This window comes from Ruegeria sp. D4 (assembly GCF_056534475.1).
The window spans coordinates 74,971-88,648 of sequence record NZ_JBQFPJ010000017.1; the positions used below are offsets into that span (position 1 = coordinate 74,971).

Genomic DNA, 13,678 nt, shown 5'->3' on the forward strand with positions numbered 1-13,678 from the left:
TTTGGAACCGTTGCGAGGTACTGAACAACCCGTCAAGCAATGGCTGCGCAGGCTCTCTCGGCCCATGCACGCCCGGCGGGTGATAGCTGCGAACTGATCCGGCGCAGGACCTCGGCGTTATATGCGTTCAGCCAGCTTCGTTCCGCTTGGGACAACTTGTCAGTAAGCAGCATATCAGTCTGGATCGGTATCCATGTGAGGTTGGAAAACACCATGAAGCCATCGTCCTCTTCGACGATCTCGAACAGGTTTTCGATACGAATGCCGAACCGGCCCATCTCATAATACCCCGGCTCGATGGACAGGATCATACCCGGCACAAGATCCACCGGGTTGTATGGCTTGCCTATACGCTGCGGGTGTTCGTGTACGGAAAGGCGATGCCCGATGCCATGTCCGGTTCCGTGATCATAGTCCAACCCCAGATCCCACAAAGGGCGGCGGCAGATGGCGTCGATGTGGTGGCCCTGTGTGCCGGGTGGAAACCGCAGTGTTGCTAGGGCGTGGAACGCTTTAAACACGGCGGTATAGGCGCGGTCATACCCATCGGGCCTGACCTTTCCGAAGGCAAAGCTGCGGGTGGCGTCGGTTGTGCCGGTCTCATACTGGCCGCCGGAATCCAGCAGATATGTCCCTTCAGGGTCAATTGTTGCCGCATCCTCCGGAATGGTCGCGTAATGGCACATGGCAGCATTCGCACCCGCGGCCGAAATGGTATTGAAGCTTTCCTCAAGATACCCGGCACGGTCGCGGCGGCAGGACTGAATTTTGTCTTTTGCTTCAAGCTCGGTCACTTGTCTGTTGAGAGAGGCTCGCGCGGGGACCTCAGCGTGTAGCCAACCACAGAACTCGGTCCACGCGATGGCGTCTTCAACGTGACAAGCACGCAGGCCTTCTATTTCCGTTGGATTTTTCCGGGCCTTGGACAGCGTCAGCGGACTGCTGGCCGCTCGACCTTGTGCAGATGACCGGTCGAGGGCCAGACGCACCGCAGCCGGGGAAAATTCGGCATCGTATTGCACGCACGCGCCACGACCCGACAACTCCGAAAGGGTCGGTAGAAATGCTGCTGGCGGATGCAGCGTCACGGTGTCGGGCAGATGATCGCAGATTTCTGGGCTGAATTTTTTGGTTTCGACGAACCAGTCAACCTGACCCGATGAACGCGCCAACAAAAAAGACTGTGGAACCGGACAATAAGCCACATCCGAACCGCGCACATTGAGAAGCCATGCTATGTTGTCCGGCTGTGTTTCCACCAGCAGATCGACCTCGCCGCTTTGCAGGGTTGCGACAAGCTGAGAGATCTTTTCATCCGCGCCTACACCCGTGAATTGTGTCGGAAAGGCAGAGATGATGCCGTTGGGCGGCGCGGGCTGATTGGGCCAGATCGCGTCAACAGGGTTGTCTTCAACGGCGACAAAACGGGCGCGCGATCCATTCAGCGCATCCGTGAAGCGGTCATGCAAAACGGGCGGCAGGTGCATGGCGTCAAACCCGACGGACCAGCCCTGTTCGGCAACGGTGGCCAGCCAGAATTCAGGCGGCTCGTCGTGCAGATGGTGATGCGAGAACAAAGGTTCCGGGCATTGATTGGCAGCCTGAACCACATATCGTCCATCAACAAACATGGCGACAGTGTCACCTGTCACGATGGCCAGTCCGGCAGTACCGGTGAAGCCGGTCACATAGGCCAGCCGTTCGTCATGCGGCGCGACGTATTCGGCCTGATGCGCATCGTAGCGGGGCAGAACAAATGCATTAAGACCACGGGTGCGCATCTCGTCGCGCAGGGCTAAAACGATCCGAGCGCGGTCAGGCATGGGCGTTGATCTCTTTGACGTGGTGGCAGGCGACCCGGCCGCTATTTTCGAACGGCATCAGGGCAGGAGTATCGGTCCTGCAAATCTCGGATGCGTGGCGACAGCGGACATGGAACGGGCAGCCCGATGGCATGTTCAGGGGCGAGGGCAACTCTCCTTCAAGCGGGATGGCCTTGCCCCGATCATCCGGGTTCAGGGATGGCGCGGCAGACAAAAGCGCCTGACTGTAGGGATGGGCAGGGGCGGAGAACAATGTCTCGCTATCGCCGATTTCGACGATCCGGCCCAGATAGATCACCGCAACGCGATTTGACACATGCCGCACCAGTCGCAGGTCGTGAGCCACAAACAGGATGGTCAGGCCCAGTTTTTGCTGCAGGTCCAGCAGCAAGTTGACCACCTGCGCCTGCACCGACACATCCAGCGCCGAAACCAGTTCATCCGCAATCAGCACTTCGGGCTCGACCGCCAGTGCGCGGGCAATGGCGATGCGCTGTCGCTGGCCACCGGAAAACTCGTGCGGCAGTTTGTGCTGAGCGTCCTGAGGCAGACGCACAAGGTCCAGCAGTTCCGCGACACGGGCGGGGATGTTCGCTTTGGTGCGCATGTCGTGGACCGCCAACGCCTCGGACAGAATCTGGCCCGTTGTCATGCGTGGGTTCAGCGAGGAATAGGGGTCCTGGAACATCATCTGAACGCGCCGGTTGTAACTGCGGTCGCCGCCTGCATCTTCGAAGATATCCTGCCCCTCGAAACGGATCGTCCCGTCACTGGGGCTATGCAATCGAACGATGCAGCGGGCCAGCGTGGATTTCCCGCAACCGGATTCGCCGACGACGCCAAGCGTTTCACCCCGGATAAGATCCAGGCTGACGCCATTCAGCGCCCGCACCACGCGACCCGGCCGGCCGGTGGCAAGATCAGAAAGGCTGCGACCCAGGGCAAACCGCTGATGCAGGTCGCGTATTTCGATCACGGCATTGTTCATGCGGCGTTTCCTTCGGCCTTGGTCACAGGGTTGAAGCAGGCCACCTGCCTGCTGTCCGCGATCACCGACAGAACCGGGCGGTCCTGCTGGCAGGGCTGGATGCAGGCCTCGCAGCGTGGCGCAAAGGCGCATCCCTGCGGAAGCGCGTCCAGAGATGGAGGAACACCCGGCACGGAATAAAGCGGCGTCCGAGGTGTAAGATTTTCCGGAACCGAGCGCATCAGGCCAACTGTGTAAGGATGGCGGGGTTCGCGCAGCACATCCCGAACCGGCCCCTGTTCGACGATCCGGCCTGCATAAATAACCGCCACGTTGTCACAGGTTTGGGCGACCACGCCCAGATCATGAGTGACAAGGACGACGCCCATTTCCATCTCGTCCGCCAGACGCAGAATCAGATCGAGGATCTGCGCCTGAATGGTCACATCCAGCGCCGTAGTCGGCTCATCCGCCAGCAGCAACCTGGGGTTGGCGGCCAGTGCGATTGCGATCATGACCCGTTGGCGCATACCACCGGAGAACTGGTGCGGGTAATCCCTGAGCCTTTGCGCCGCCGAGGGGATACCGACCAGATCCAGCATCTCGACCGCCCGGTCGCGCCGGGCTTTTCCGGACAGATCCGTATGTGCGCGCAATGTCTCCTCCAGTTGCAGACCCACTGTCAGCAATGGGTTCAGCGAGGTCATGGGTTCCTGAAAGATCATCGCGATCTCGCGCCCCTGGACCTGCCGCAGAGCGCGGTCCGGCAGCGGCACCAGATCGCGGCCCTGCCAGCGGACCTGCCCGCTGACATCGCCATAACGCCGCGCCAGTCCGATGATCGAGCGCAGGGTGACGCTTTTGCCCGAACTGCTTTCACCGACCAGCCCCAGAACCTCGCCACGAGCCACGCTGAAGCTGACGTCGCGCAGGGCCGGCAGTTCCCGGCTGTTGCGGTGGAAAGTGGTGTTAAGCCCCTGAACCTCGAGGATGGGAGTTCGTTCAGTCATCTCTTTTCCCCGTGGTCTCAGCAGATCGGCCAGCCCGTCGCCCAGCAGCGAAAAGCCAAGGCCCGTCAAAACGATTGCCAAACCGGGCATCAGGCTGAGCCACCATGCGGTCGAGATGAAATTGCGCCCCTCGGCGATCAGCACGCCCCATTCCGCCTGCGGTGGCTGCGCGCCCAACCCAAGATAGCCCAGCGACGAACCCAGCAAGATCACCAGCGCCATGTCAGTCATCCAGTAGACAATGACCGGGGTGATGGCATTGGGCAGCAGGTGACGGAAGATGATGCGCCGGTCGGAATAGCCCATGACGACCCCGGCGGCCGCATAGTCATTGCCCATCTGCGCGATCACCTCGGCTCGCATCAGACGCGCGTAATAGACCCAGTAGACCACTGATATGGCGATATACATGTTGATAAGGCCCGGCCCCAAAACGGCGACTACCGCGATCACCAGCACCAGAAATGGAAATGTGATGACCGCATCGACGATCCGTCCGAAGATCAGATCGGCAATGCCCCGGTAATATCCGACCAGAGCTCCGATGATGACACCCGTCACCAGAGCAAAAACTGTGCCGAAGATCGCCATTTGCATATTGACCTGATAAGCCCAGATCACGCGGGACAAGCTGTCACGGCCTAGCAGGTCGGTGCCGAACGGGTGCTCCCATGATGGCGGCTGACGCACCGCCAGATAGTCAATTGCATTTGGATCGTAAGGAGCAAACGCTCCGGGAAAGATGGCCAGCAGGGTCGATAACCCGATGATCAGCAAACCGGCCACAAAACCCGGCTTGCGCAAGGCGGCGCGGGCAAGGGATGGGCGGTCGGCTGTGAAAGGCACGTCACTCATTGCAGGCGCATCCTTGGGTCCCGGCGGCTTTGGAACAGGTCCGTCATCAGAAAGACCAGCGAAACCAGAAGCGCGAAGGTCAGGGTCAGCCCCTGTATCAGCGGGTAGTCGCGCGCAAAGATCGCTTCCAGCATCAGCCGTCCCATTCCGGGCACCGCAAAGACAGTCTCGGTAACCAGCGTTCCGCTCATCAGATTGCCGATGGACAGGCCCAGCAGGGTGACCGTGGAGATCAGCGCGTTGCGCAACACGTGACGGCCAAGGATCAGGCGCGGCGGCAGACCCTTGGCGCGGGCGAACTGGACATACTCGGCATCCAGAACCTCGATAATCGCGCTGCGCAAGTTCCGCATGATGATGGCCGAAGTATAAAGCGCCACGGTCACCGAAGGCAGAAACAGGTGATAGAGACGCTCACCAAACGTGTCGCCATAGCCACCCACCGGGAACAGGCGCAACTGCGCCGCCAAAAAGGTCAGCAGAACCAGTCCGATGTAAAACACCGGCATCGACAGGCCGATCTGGAACACAGTGCGGATCACCGCATCGGGCCAGCGGCCGCGATTGAGCGCCGCGACAAAGGCCAGCGGACCAGCGATGATCAGGGATAGCACAACCGAGTAAATCGTCAGGAAAACCGTGATCGGCAATGACGCCCACGACATCCGTCCGCATCAGGATCGAACGGCCCAGATCGCCCTGCAGAGTATTGGTCAGAAACAGCCAGAATTGCACTGGCATCGGTTCCGTCAGACCCAGTCTTTCCCGGATTGCAGCAATATCGGCGTCAGATGCGCGGTCCCCGGCCATGGCGATGGCCGGATCACCGGGCAACAGGCGCACCAGCATAAATATGATGATCATGACCAGAAAGAAGGTCGGGATCATCAGCAAAAGCCGTTTGAAGATGTAGGACAGGCTGGACAATTCGACGCTCCGCAAAGGGCCCCGCCGCAGGGTGCGGCGAGGCAAGGGATCAGCTCTTAGCGGCTGACTGTGGCTTCATCGAAGATGTTATTGCCAAGCGGGGTCTGAACATAGCCCTCGACCGCCGTCCCCAGCGCGACAGCGAAAGGTGTTTCATACATGAACAGCAAGGGGGCTGCCTCGGCATAAAGTGCCTGCATGCGGTCGAACTTGGCCTTTCGAGAGTCCGGGTCCATGTCTTTGGCGGCCTCTTCGAACAGGGTGTTGAACTCTGCGTTCTCCCAACCGGTGCCGACAGCCTTGGCAGTCGGTGTGTAGCCCAGCCAGCCGACAACCTGGCTGGGATCGTTCACATCGTTGACCCAGCCATAGGTGTGAATGTCAAACTCACCCGAGCGGTTCTTGGCCCCGCGCGTGGCGCCGTCGACCTGTTCGACCACCAGATCAATTCCCAACTCGCCCCACATTTGCTGAAGCGCGGCGAAAATTGTTGCGTCATCGGCGGATCCGGCCAGCGTGGTCAGAGTCACCTGCGTGCCGTCCGCGACCCCGGCATCCGCGATCAACCCTTTGGCTTTTTCAAGATCATAGCTATAGAGCGGGCTCAGATCGACCGCATATTGCGTTGCTTTGGCCATCAGCGGTGAGCTCATGGGTTGGCCCGCACCGTGCAGAACCACACCGATCAGAGCATCCTTGTTGGTTCCATAGTTCAGCGCCTGCCGCACGCGGGGGTCTGCCAGCGGGTTGGGGGAACCGTCGGCGCGTGTCTCATGGGTGTTGATCGGCGAATAGATGATCCGTGTTGACGGATACAGCTGCATGTTGATGTTCGGATCGGCCTCAAGCTCGGCCACGCGGCTGAACGGGATGAACTCGGCTGCATCAACCTCTCCCGCCTGGAGGCGTAGAATGCGGGTTGCATCATCGGGAACGATCTCGAAATGGACGCCGTCCAGATAGGGCAGGGCTTTGCCATCCGCGCCCATGCGCCAGTAATGCTCGTTGGCGCAGAAATCCATGCTGGCCCCTTGTTCAAAGCCGCACAAATAGAACGGGCCGGAGCCGACGCCTGCGCTTGTGGCCGCAAAAATGGCAGCGGATTTGTCCTGATCCGTTTCACCTGCGGCTGCGTCGAATGCGGCTTTCGAAACGATGGCGGTGTTGAATATGGCCAACATCGACAACAGGGTGGGATCGGGGTCTTTCAAAGCGATGGTGATCGCGTTTCCATCCGCGGACACCGCGTCAATCGACCCCAGTAGACCAGCCCATGGGCTCAGGTCAGGGTTGCGGGCGCGATCCAGCGAAAAGACCACATCCGCGCCCGACATGGGCGAGCCGTCAGCGAACTGGATACCTTCTCGCGGGGTCAGGGATACGGTCTTGCCGTCCTCTGACACTGCATAGTCTTCTGCAAGCCCGGGTTCGACCGAGTTGCCATCGGGGCTGCTGCGCAAAAGCGTGTCGAACAGGCTGCCAACCATCCAGATATCGGGGTTGCGGTCCGCGTAGATCGGATCGATAAGGCGCGATCCGTCATAGCGGGCAAAGTTCAATGTGCCCCCGCGTTCTTGCGCCAGAACGGGCAGCGCAAGCGTCGCGGCGACCGTGGCGCCCAATAGTGTCTTCAGCTTCATCTTCTTCTCCTCCCGCAAATCTTCTTGCTCCTGCGGAGGGACATTAAGCGATTCTTAGTTTTACTAAAGTTTTTTTTAGCAAAAGATGAAACGTTTTTAGACCGCGGCATTCCGGGACTGAGTTTTTCGCAGTCCTAACCGCTGTCTGGTGGCGCGGAATCCTTGATCGGAGAGGTTGTAACCCACAGTTCGACGGCCTCGGTTTCGCCCAGGACAACGGAATAGTGAGGCGTCGATGTGTCGTGATGAACCACGTCACCGGGTGACATGATAAAAACACGATCACCCAGATGGTATTCCAGTTGACCGGCTTGCAGATAGCAAAAGGCTTCACCGCTGTGGCACATACGTTCCGATATGTGCCCCGGCGGACGATGAACGATCTGCGGGTGGAACAGAGCGCCCAGAAATCCCGGCCCGAGTTTCTCGTAAAACCGCCCGCGCAAACCAAGGGAATAGGTCTGTCTGCTATCCTTGGCGACAAACTCGGAAAAGACCTGTGGAACGCTCAGCAGCTGTTCAATGGTTGTTTGCAAAGCCGCGGCAATTGCCATGAGAGAGGTTAAAGAGGGAGAGCTGAGCCCACGCTCGACCTGCGACAGAAAGCCAGTAGTCAGATCGGCTTTCTTGGCAACCTGATCCAGCGTCAGCCCCATCGCCTTTCGGCGTCGCCGGATCGCCTGACCCAATTCGGTCGGCTGCCCCTTGGTTTTTGCCCGCGTTGTCGGAGCTTGCATCCGGTCTCTCCTGCATTCCATTTGTTCTGACCATTGAACAGAAGAATGTGGGTAAGATCAAAATTTATTTTAGTGCAACTAAAAATCTGGCATCAAGTGTTGTCAACTTTGCTTCCTTGCCTTTTGAAAATCAAGAAACTCCCGTGAGATGGCTTGAGCCGCCATCTCCAACAGTCGGGCTCCGTCTGTAGGCGTGGCCAGCGCGGAATGGGATCCGACCCGCCCGTCCGGGAATTCTGCGCGGTGTTCATCGGGCGGCCCGTGACGGTCTCCGCTGTGATCACGCAGGTATTGAGGGGTCAGCTTTTGCGGCGGCTCATCGGCGCGTTCGTCGGATATGGCGCCCAACAAGGATTGCGTGATGGCAACTTCGGACGGGGTGGCGTGCATCCCTTCCCATTCTCCGTATAGCGTTCGCCGCAATGCGTTGACGGGTTCAGGCTCCCACCAGCTGCGGATGATCAAGGCGTTCGGGGGCAGGTCGGCGCTTATGGCCTGCAGCGGTGCAATGTTCGCACCATGGCCGTTAACGATGAAGACGCCAGAAAAGCCCTGCGCCAAAAGGCCTTCAATGATTTCCCTTGCGTAAAGGGTGAACACATCCGGGGTAACGGAAACCGTGCCGGGAAAGGCAGCGTTGAAGGGTGCGGGCGTGTAGGCCAGGGCGGGTGCCACGATCGCGTCACACAGATCAGCGGCGCGCAGTGCGACGGCCCCGGCACAGATCGTGTCGGTCCCGATCCGCCCGATCGGCCCGTGTTGTTCGGTCGAACCGATAGGAAGCATCACCGCGCAGCCACTGCCAAGGCGGTCGTCAACTTCGTACCAGGTCATGTGTTCCAGTTGCATCATGTGTCCTTACGGTTACGCGCGCTTTCCCTTTTTGTACCGGGGCGTTACGCTGCGTGCATGGAAGGTTCCGCACCCATCGAAGGGGAAAAGCCCCGGCTGGATCAGGTAATCGGCGCAGCGGTCAAAGCCCATAGGGTTCTGGCCGGCCTGACGATCGCTGAACTGTCGGCGCGCGCCAATGTCTCGCCAGCGATGATTTCCAAGATCGAGCGGGGACAGGTTTCCGCTTCGCTGAGTTCGCTTGAGGCGTTGGCGAAGGCCACGGGCGTTCCGCTGATCAATTTCTTCGCCGGAACTGCCGAAGTGACGGATGTATCCTTTGTGGCCGCCGGCGAGGGCATGACGGTTCAGCGTATGGGTAGCGATTTTGGGCATGCGTTCAAACTGATCGGACGTGCCGAAGCCAGCCACGTGAGCTTCGAAAGCTTCCTTGTCACGCTTGAAGGCCCCTTGCCGCCGGGTCCGCTGTATCAGCATGAAGGGGCAGAGTTCGTGCATGTAACCGAGGGCGAAATGATCTTTCGGTGCGGCGAAGGCTTGTACCACATGCGCCCCGGCGACAGTCTGAGTTATGATTCCAGTACGACCCATGGGGCGGTTGAGCTAAAGACGGACAAGGTCAGTTTTATTTCGCTTCTGGCCAAAGCATTGCCCGGATAGACCGTCCGCTCCGGCCGGAGCGAACGGTTCTGAATATGGGGATCAAAGCCCCCATTTTTCCTTGTTGGCCTCAAAGAACCCCTGCGCCTTTTTCACTTTGATCCAGTTGTTCACGTAATTGATCCACACCTGATCGTCCTGTGGCAGCAGCATGGCGATGGGCGAAGGAGAACGCGCCTCGGCGCCTGCAACGGGGACAACCGGAAATTTGGCTTCCAGCGTCGCGCCTTCGATGTTTGACGTGATAAAGACGTCGGCACGTCCGGCCAGAACCTCCTGAAATCCGCGGGCAGGGGCCTCGACCACCTTGATATCCGCATTCGGGAACCATTCGCGCGCGCGTTTTTCGAATGTGGTGCCAAGGGTTGTTGCAACCTTGACGTCAGGCTGGTTGATCGAGTCGTAGCCGTTGAAACGGTCGGCCTTGTCCTTGGTCGTGAAAGGATAGAGTTCGACCGAGATGTAGCTTTCCGAGAAACCCGCAACCTTCATGCGTGGCGGCGAGATCGAAGCCGAACCGGTCATGTGGTATTTGCCCGAGACCACGCCGTTGACCAGCGTTTTCCAGTCGGTCGGAACAAACTCGACCTCGACCCCCAGGTCGTTGGCCAGCTCGGTCATGATGTCGATGTCATACCCTTTGTAGCTGTTGGTCGCAGGGTCGCGCAGGGTCATCGGATTCCAGTCACCGGTTGTGCCAACCTTCAGGACACCGCCATCAAGGATTTCGTTCAGCGCTGACTGGGCCTGTGCGGCCCCGGCAAGGGCCAGTCCGATGGCTGCCGCAGCGGCCGTCCTGAGTAGGTTTTTCATCTGAGTGCTCCCGTTGGTTGTTCATTGATTGCCGTTGTATACTAGCATTTTTGATGCTTGATTTAACGTCAAGTGCAACGTTAACCTCAAGAAAAATATTTCTTCCCAGGAAAACTTCATACCAAGGGAGCCCGGCCAGTGAGCGAAACGGCAATCGAACTTTTGAATGTCAATAAATGGTACGGCGATTTCCATGTTTTGAAGGACATCAATCTTAGCATCAAGTCGGGCGAAAAGGTTGTGATCTGCGGCCCTTCGGGGTCCGGCAAATCGACCGTGGTGCGCTGTATCAACCGATTGGAAGAACACCAGAAAGGCACCATCCGTGTTGATGGAATTGAACTGACGAATGACCCCAAATCCGTGACGGCCATCCGGTCAGAGGTCGGAATGGTGTTTCAGCAGTTCAATCTATTCCCGCACCTGAGCGTTCTGGAAAACCTGACCCTTGGCCCGATCAAGTCACGAGGAATGTCGCGTGCCGACGCCGAGGCTCGGGCGAGGCATTATCTGGAACGGGTTCACATCCCGGATCAGGCCGAAAAACGCCCCGGCCAACTGTCCGGCGGACAGCAGCAGCGCGTTGCCATCGCGCGGTCGTTATGCATGGAGCCCCGGGTCCTGTTGTTTGACGAACCCACGTCGGCACTGGACCCCGAGATGATTTCCGAAGTGCTCGATGTGATGGTGGAACTTGCGCAAGAAGGTATGACCATGGTCGTGGTGACCCATGAGATGGGCTTTGCCCGCAAAGTGGCAGACAACATGGTGTTCATGGATGCGGGGCAGATTGTCGAGCAGGGCAACCCCGAGGAGTTCTTTGGCGCCCCCCGATCCGAGCGCTGCCAGAAATTTCTCAGCCAGATACTGCAACATTGAGGGGGCCAAACGCGATGATAAGAAACCTTCTTCTTCTCCTGTCGTTTCTGGCGCTTGCAGCTTGTTCCAGTTCTTCCACATGGGGATGGTATGTCATCAATCCGATGACCGAAGCGGGCTGGATCAATGTCAAATTCCTGATTTCCGGCATGGGCGACACCATCTTGATTTCAGTGATCGCTGCCGTCATCTCGATTGTCCTGGGGCTAATCGTGGCATTGCCGGGGCTGGCCAAAAGCCGAGGCTGGCGTTTGGTGAACCGGATCTATGTCGAACTGATCCGCTCGATCCCGCTGCTGCCCATGCTGTTCTGGGTCTTCTACGGCCTGCCGATCGTTTTTCGCGAAATGGGCCTGAACATACCGATTGATCCGTTTTGGGGTGCAATCATCACGCTTGCCTTGTCCGACAGCGCATTTACGGCCGAGATATACCGGGCCGGTATCCAGTCGATTGCCAAGGGACAGACCGAGGCGGCCCAGACCATCGGCCTGAACTACCTTCAAACCATGCGCTATGTGATCCTGCCTCAGGCGATCCGGCGCATTTTGCCGCCGCTGGCGAACCAGTTCATCTACATTGTCAAGATGAGCGCCTTTGCCAGCGTCATCGGCATGCAGGAACTGACGCGGCGCGCGAACGAGCTGGTGGTGACAGAATACCGCCCGCTTGAGATCTATTCGCTGCTGATCCTTGAATATCTGATCCTGGTTCTGATCATCAGCGCCGGAGTGCGCTGGCTGGAACGCCGCATGGGATCGGACGAACGCGGCTGAAGGAGGACGACATGGACTGGAATGACTTCATGGCCGCGATTGAGGCCGACATCGCAACATATTCGAAAGAAGTGCCCGAGACGGTCAAAGGCTTTGGCATCATGGGTAAGGCCGCCAAGTCCAACGGCGCGCTCAGCGAAAAAACCAAAGAGTTCATGGCGCTCGGGATCGCAATTGCGACGCGGTGTGACAGTTGTATCGGCTTTCACGTCCGTTCTTTGGTGCGCCTCGGTGCCAGCCGGGAAGAACTGTGCGAGGCGCTGGCCATGGCGACCTATATGGGGGGCGGCCCGTCTTATGCCTACAGCGCCAAGGCGCTCAAGGCGTTCGACACCTTTTCAAAACAAGCTTAACGGCTGATCGTGATGCCCGCGCGGCGCGCCGTTGTTCTCAGCTGATCCAGCAAGTCCGCGTCGCGCTGAACGTACCGCGTTTCTGTTACCGTCAGCGCGCCGGGTGTTACCCGATCTTCGAACAGCATCATCGCCAATGCGGAACTGTCACGCACGGATGACCAGATCATGCCATCTGCGGCGGGATTGTCTTTCCAGATCAAGGCGGCAAGCTCCCGGCAAGTGGGATAGTTGCTTTCATCGTAGGTAAGCAGGTCAGCTTCCGCGATGTCCCAGGCGGCGAGTTCCGGCGTAAACAAACGAACCAACTGAAGTTCCCGCCTGGTCGTTAACCGGCTTGCTGCATAGTCATCAAGACGGTTACGAGGGAATGTCTGATACTTGGCCGGACGTTCTCGGAACAGTGTTTCATAAGCCGCGCCATCAAATGTGGTAGCGGAGTAAAGAGTGGGAACTATTTTGCCCTCGAGATCCTGAAAGGGGGCGAAGCGGGACGTGCCGTAGCCGGGATTGAACTGATTACCATCCAGAACGTCTCGGTGCAGGCGAAAGACCTCTCGCCCGCTTTCCAGCGCAAAGTAGGGATGCTGTCCGGCCGAATTCGGAAGTATCACGCGCCGTCAGCCTGCCGGCGTTTTAAACGCGCGTGCAGCGGCATCGGCAACCCGCGCGTCACCGGCCTGAACAAGATCAATGGGCCGGGCACCATCCAGCGCGTTTTGGGGCGCGACAAGCCAAAAGGCCGTTTGCCAGGGAGTCAAATCCTGCGGAAGCGCCGCAAGCACGTCCACCAAGGTCGCATAGGGCCGCCCATCAGCATTAAATTGGAACGCCGGATACAGGTCCTTGCCCTGCAGTTTGACCGAAAAGATCTTTCCGGCCTTTTTCCAGTCGTTCGCCGTGGCTGACTTGTTTCTCGATGTGCTGCCAGACATGGCATGGATCTGGGCGCTTGTAAGGACCTCAAAATCGCTCAGGAACTCAGCGCGCAGCCGGGCGTTGTCTTCGTCAATCTTTGCCTCGACCTGATCGAACGCGTCCGTGTCGAGATAGGCATCGATCATCGCGTCAATACGCTCCTGAGCGCGCTCCAGCTTTCGTCTGGCAACCGAGGATGCGATGAGGTGAAATGTCCTGGGCGACATGTCCCGAACACCGCTGATAAGGATCAGGGATTTGTCCTTTTGGGCAAGCCGAACCGCTTCCTGCGCGGAAAGATCGCGTTCGGTATCTTCTGCGACATCATAAAGATGAAGAATCCTGGACATCACAAGCTTCCTTATATTTCATATATGACAATATAGATAAGAAGTATCAGAAAACAAGCATTGCGAAGCCGTTGTCGTTGGCCAAAGCGAGTACCTAAACGATACACCCCCACGTTAT

Annotated in this window: 14 protein-coding genes and 1 pseudogene; 4 read left to right on the plus strand and 11 right to left on the minus strand. The window is 58.4% G+C overall.

Annotation, left to right across the window (positions count from 1 at the left end; genetic code table 11):
• Positions 1-32: 32 nt before the first annotated feature.
• From ACR0MI_RS19060 to ACR0MI_RS19095, 8 genes and pseudogenes are all read right to left on the minus strand, one after another.
• Entirely contained in the window at positions 33-1,823 is a 1,791-nt protein-coding gene (locus ACR0MI_RS19060) for an aminopeptidase P family protein (protein WP_170815882.1), read from the minus strand.
• Positions 1,816-2,811, minus strand: a complete 996-nt coding sequence (locus tag ACR0MI_RS19065) for an ABC transporter ATP-binding protein (protein WP_480855220.1) — start codon at positions 2,809-2,811, stop codon at positions 1,816-1,818. The genes ACR0MI_RS19060 and ACR0MI_RS19065 overlap by 8 nt, the downstream gene beginning before the upstream one ends.
• On the minus strand, positions 2,808-4,655 hold the full coding sequence (locus ACR0MI_RS19070; protein WP_480441050.1) for a dipeptide/oligopeptide/nickel ABC transporter permease/ATP-binding protein: 1,848 nt from the start codon (positions 4,653-4,655) through the stop codon (positions 2,808-2,810). The genes ACR0MI_RS19065 and ACR0MI_RS19070 overlap by 4 nt, the downstream gene beginning before the upstream one ends.
• Positions 4,652-5,320, minus strand: coding sequence for an ABC transporter permease (locus ACR0MI_RS19075; RefSeq protein ID WP_480855222.1), 669 nt, complete (start codon positions 5,318-5,320; stop codon positions 4,652-4,654). Before ACR0MI_RS19075 ends, ACR0MI_RS19070 begins: the two co-directional genes overlap by 4 nt.
• A 91-nt stretch (positions 5,321-5,411) precedes the next feature.
• Positions 5,412-5,543, minus strand: a pseudogene (locus ACR0MI_RS19080) (ABC transporter permease); the annotation flags it as partial.
• Positions 5,544-5,638: 95 nt separating this feature from the next.
• On the minus strand, positions 5,639-7,222 hold the full coding sequence (locus tag ACR0MI_RS19085) for an ABC transporter substrate-binding protein (protein WP_170613970.1): 1,584 nt from the start codon (positions 7,220-7,222) through the stop codon (positions 5,639-5,641).
• 134 nt (positions 7,223-7,356) lie between these two features.
• On the minus strand, positions 7,357-7,959 hold the full coding sequence (locus ACR0MI_RS19090) for an XRE family transcriptional regulator (protein ID WP_170613969.1): 603 nt from the start codon (positions 7,957-7,959) through the stop codon (positions 7,357-7,359).
• A gap of 102 nt (positions 7,960-8,061) precedes the next feature.
• On the minus strand, positions 8,062-8,808 hold the full coding sequence (locus ACR0MI_RS19095) for a creatininase family protein (RefSeq protein ID WP_170614111.1): 747 nt from the start codon (positions 8,806-8,808) through the stop codon (positions 8,062-8,064).
• A gap of 60 nt (positions 8,809-8,868) precedes the next feature.
• On the opposite strand from ACR0MI_RS19095, the gene ACR0MI_RS19100 reads away from it, so the two are divergent.
• Entirely contained in the window at positions 8,869-9,471 is a 603-nt protein-coding gene (locus ACR0MI_RS19100; protein ID WP_170613968.1) for an XRE family transcriptional regulator, read from the plus strand.
• 42 nt (positions 9,472-9,513) lie between these two features.
• On the opposite strand, the gene ACR0MI_RS19105 is transcribed toward ACR0MI_RS19100, so the two are convergent.
• Positions 9,514-10,284 carry a transporter substrate-binding domain-containing protein gene (locus tag ACR0MI_RS19105; RefSeq protein ID WP_170613967.1) on the minus strand — a complete coding sequence of 257 codons (771 nt, stop codon included), beginning with the start codon at positions 10,282-10,284 and terminating at the stop codon, positions 9,514-9,516.
• A 138-nt stretch (positions 10,285-10,422) separates the two neighbouring features.
• Between ACR0MI_RS19105 and ACR0MI_RS19110 the strand changes: the two genes are divergently transcribed.
• Genes ACR0MI_RS19110 through ACR0MI_RS19120 form a run of 3 tightly spaced genes read left to right on the plus strand, consistent with a single transcriptional unit; the run spans position 10,423 to position 12,292 of the window.
• On the plus strand, positions 10,423-11,163 hold the full coding sequence (locus ACR0MI_RS19110) for an amino acid ABC transporter ATP-binding protein (protein ID WP_170817032.1): 741 nt from the start codon (positions 10,423-10,425) through the stop codon (positions 11,161-11,163).
• Between the two features lie 14 nt (positions 11,164-11,177).
• Positions 11,178-11,939 (plus strand): amino acid ABC transporter permease, encoded by a 762-nt coding sequence (locus tag ACR0MI_RS19115; protein ID WP_170613965.1) that lies wholly within the window; start codon positions 11,178-11,180, stop codon positions 11,937-11,939.
• Between the two features lie 11 nt (positions 11,940-11,950).
• Complete coding sequence (locus ACR0MI_RS19120) at positions 11,951-12,292, plus strand: carboxymuconolactone decarboxylase family protein (protein ID WP_170613964.1); 342 nt, start codon at positions 11,951-11,953, stop codon at positions 12,290-12,292.
• Here ACR0MI_RS19120 and ACR0MI_RS19125 read toward each other — a convergent pair.
• Positions 12,289-12,906 (minus strand): RES family NAD+ phosphorylase, encoded by a 618-nt coding sequence (locus ACR0MI_RS19125; RefSeq protein WP_480855233.1) that lies wholly within the window; start codon positions 12,904-12,906, stop codon positions 12,289-12,291. The genes ACR0MI_RS19120 and ACR0MI_RS19125 overlap by 4 nt on opposite strands.
• A 6-nt stretch (positions 12,907-12,912) precedes the next feature.
• Positions 12,913-13,560 (minus strand): hypothetical protein, encoded by a 648-nt coding sequence (locus ACR0MI_RS19130; protein WP_170613962.1) that lies wholly within the window; start codon positions 13,558-13,560, stop codon positions 12,913-12,915.
• Positions 13,561-13,678: the final 118 nt, after the last annotated feature.

What these genes read in the sequence shown, in the direction of transcription:
- ACR0MI_RS19060 (WP_170815882.1), bottom strand. Translation starts at nt 1,823, where the DNA reads ATGCCTGACCGCGCTCGGATCGTTTTAGCCCTGCGCGACGAGATGCGC.
- ACR0MI_RS19065 (WP_480855220.1), bottom strand. Translation starts at nt 2,811, where the DNA reads ATGAACAATGCCGTGATCGAAATACGCGACCTGCATCAGCGGTTTGCC.
- ACR0MI_RS19070 (WP_480441050.1), bottom strand. Translation starts at nt 4,655, where the DNA reads ATGAGTGACGTGCCTTTCACAGCCGACCGCCCATCCCTTGCCCGCGCC.
- ACR0MI_RS19075 (WP_480855222.1), bottom strand. Translation starts at nt 5,320, where the DNA reads ATGTCGTGGGCGTCATTGCCGATCACGGTTTTCCTGACGATTTACTCG.
- ACR0MI_RS19085 (WP_170613970.1), bottom strand. Translation starts at nt 7,222, where the DNA reads ATGAAGCTGAAGACACTATTGGGCGCCACGGTCGCCGCGACGCTTGCG.
- ACR0MI_RS19090 (WP_170613969.1), bottom strand. Translation starts at nt 7,959, where the DNA reads ATGCAAGCTCCGACAACGCGGGCAAAAACCAAGGGGCAGCCGACCGAA.
- ACR0MI_RS19095 (WP_170614111.1), bottom strand. Translation starts at nt 8,808, where the DNA reads ATGCAACTGGAACACATGACCTGGTACGAAGTTGACGACCGCCTTGGC.
- ACR0MI_RS19100 (WP_170613968.1), top strand. Translation starts at nt 8,869, where the DNA reads ATGGAAGGTTCCGCACCCATCGAAGGGGAAAAGCCCCGGCTGGATCAG.
- ACR0MI_RS19105 (WP_170613967.1), bottom strand. Translation starts at nt 10,284, where the DNA reads ATGAAAAACCTACTCAGGACGGCCGCTGCGGCAGCCATCGGACTGGCC.
- ACR0MI_RS19115 (WP_170613965.1), top strand. Translation starts at nt 11,178, where the DNA reads ATGATAAGAAACCTTCTTCTTCTCCTGTCGTTTCTGGCGCTTGCAGCT.
- ACR0MI_RS19120 (WP_170613964.1), top strand. Translation starts at nt 11,951, where the DNA reads ATGGACTGGAATGACTTCATGGCCGCGATTGAGGCCGACATCGCAACA.
- ACR0MI_RS19130 (WP_170613962.1), bottom strand. Translation starts at nt 13,560, where the DNA reads ATGTCCAGGATTCTTCATCTTTATGATGTCGCAGAAGATACCGAACGC.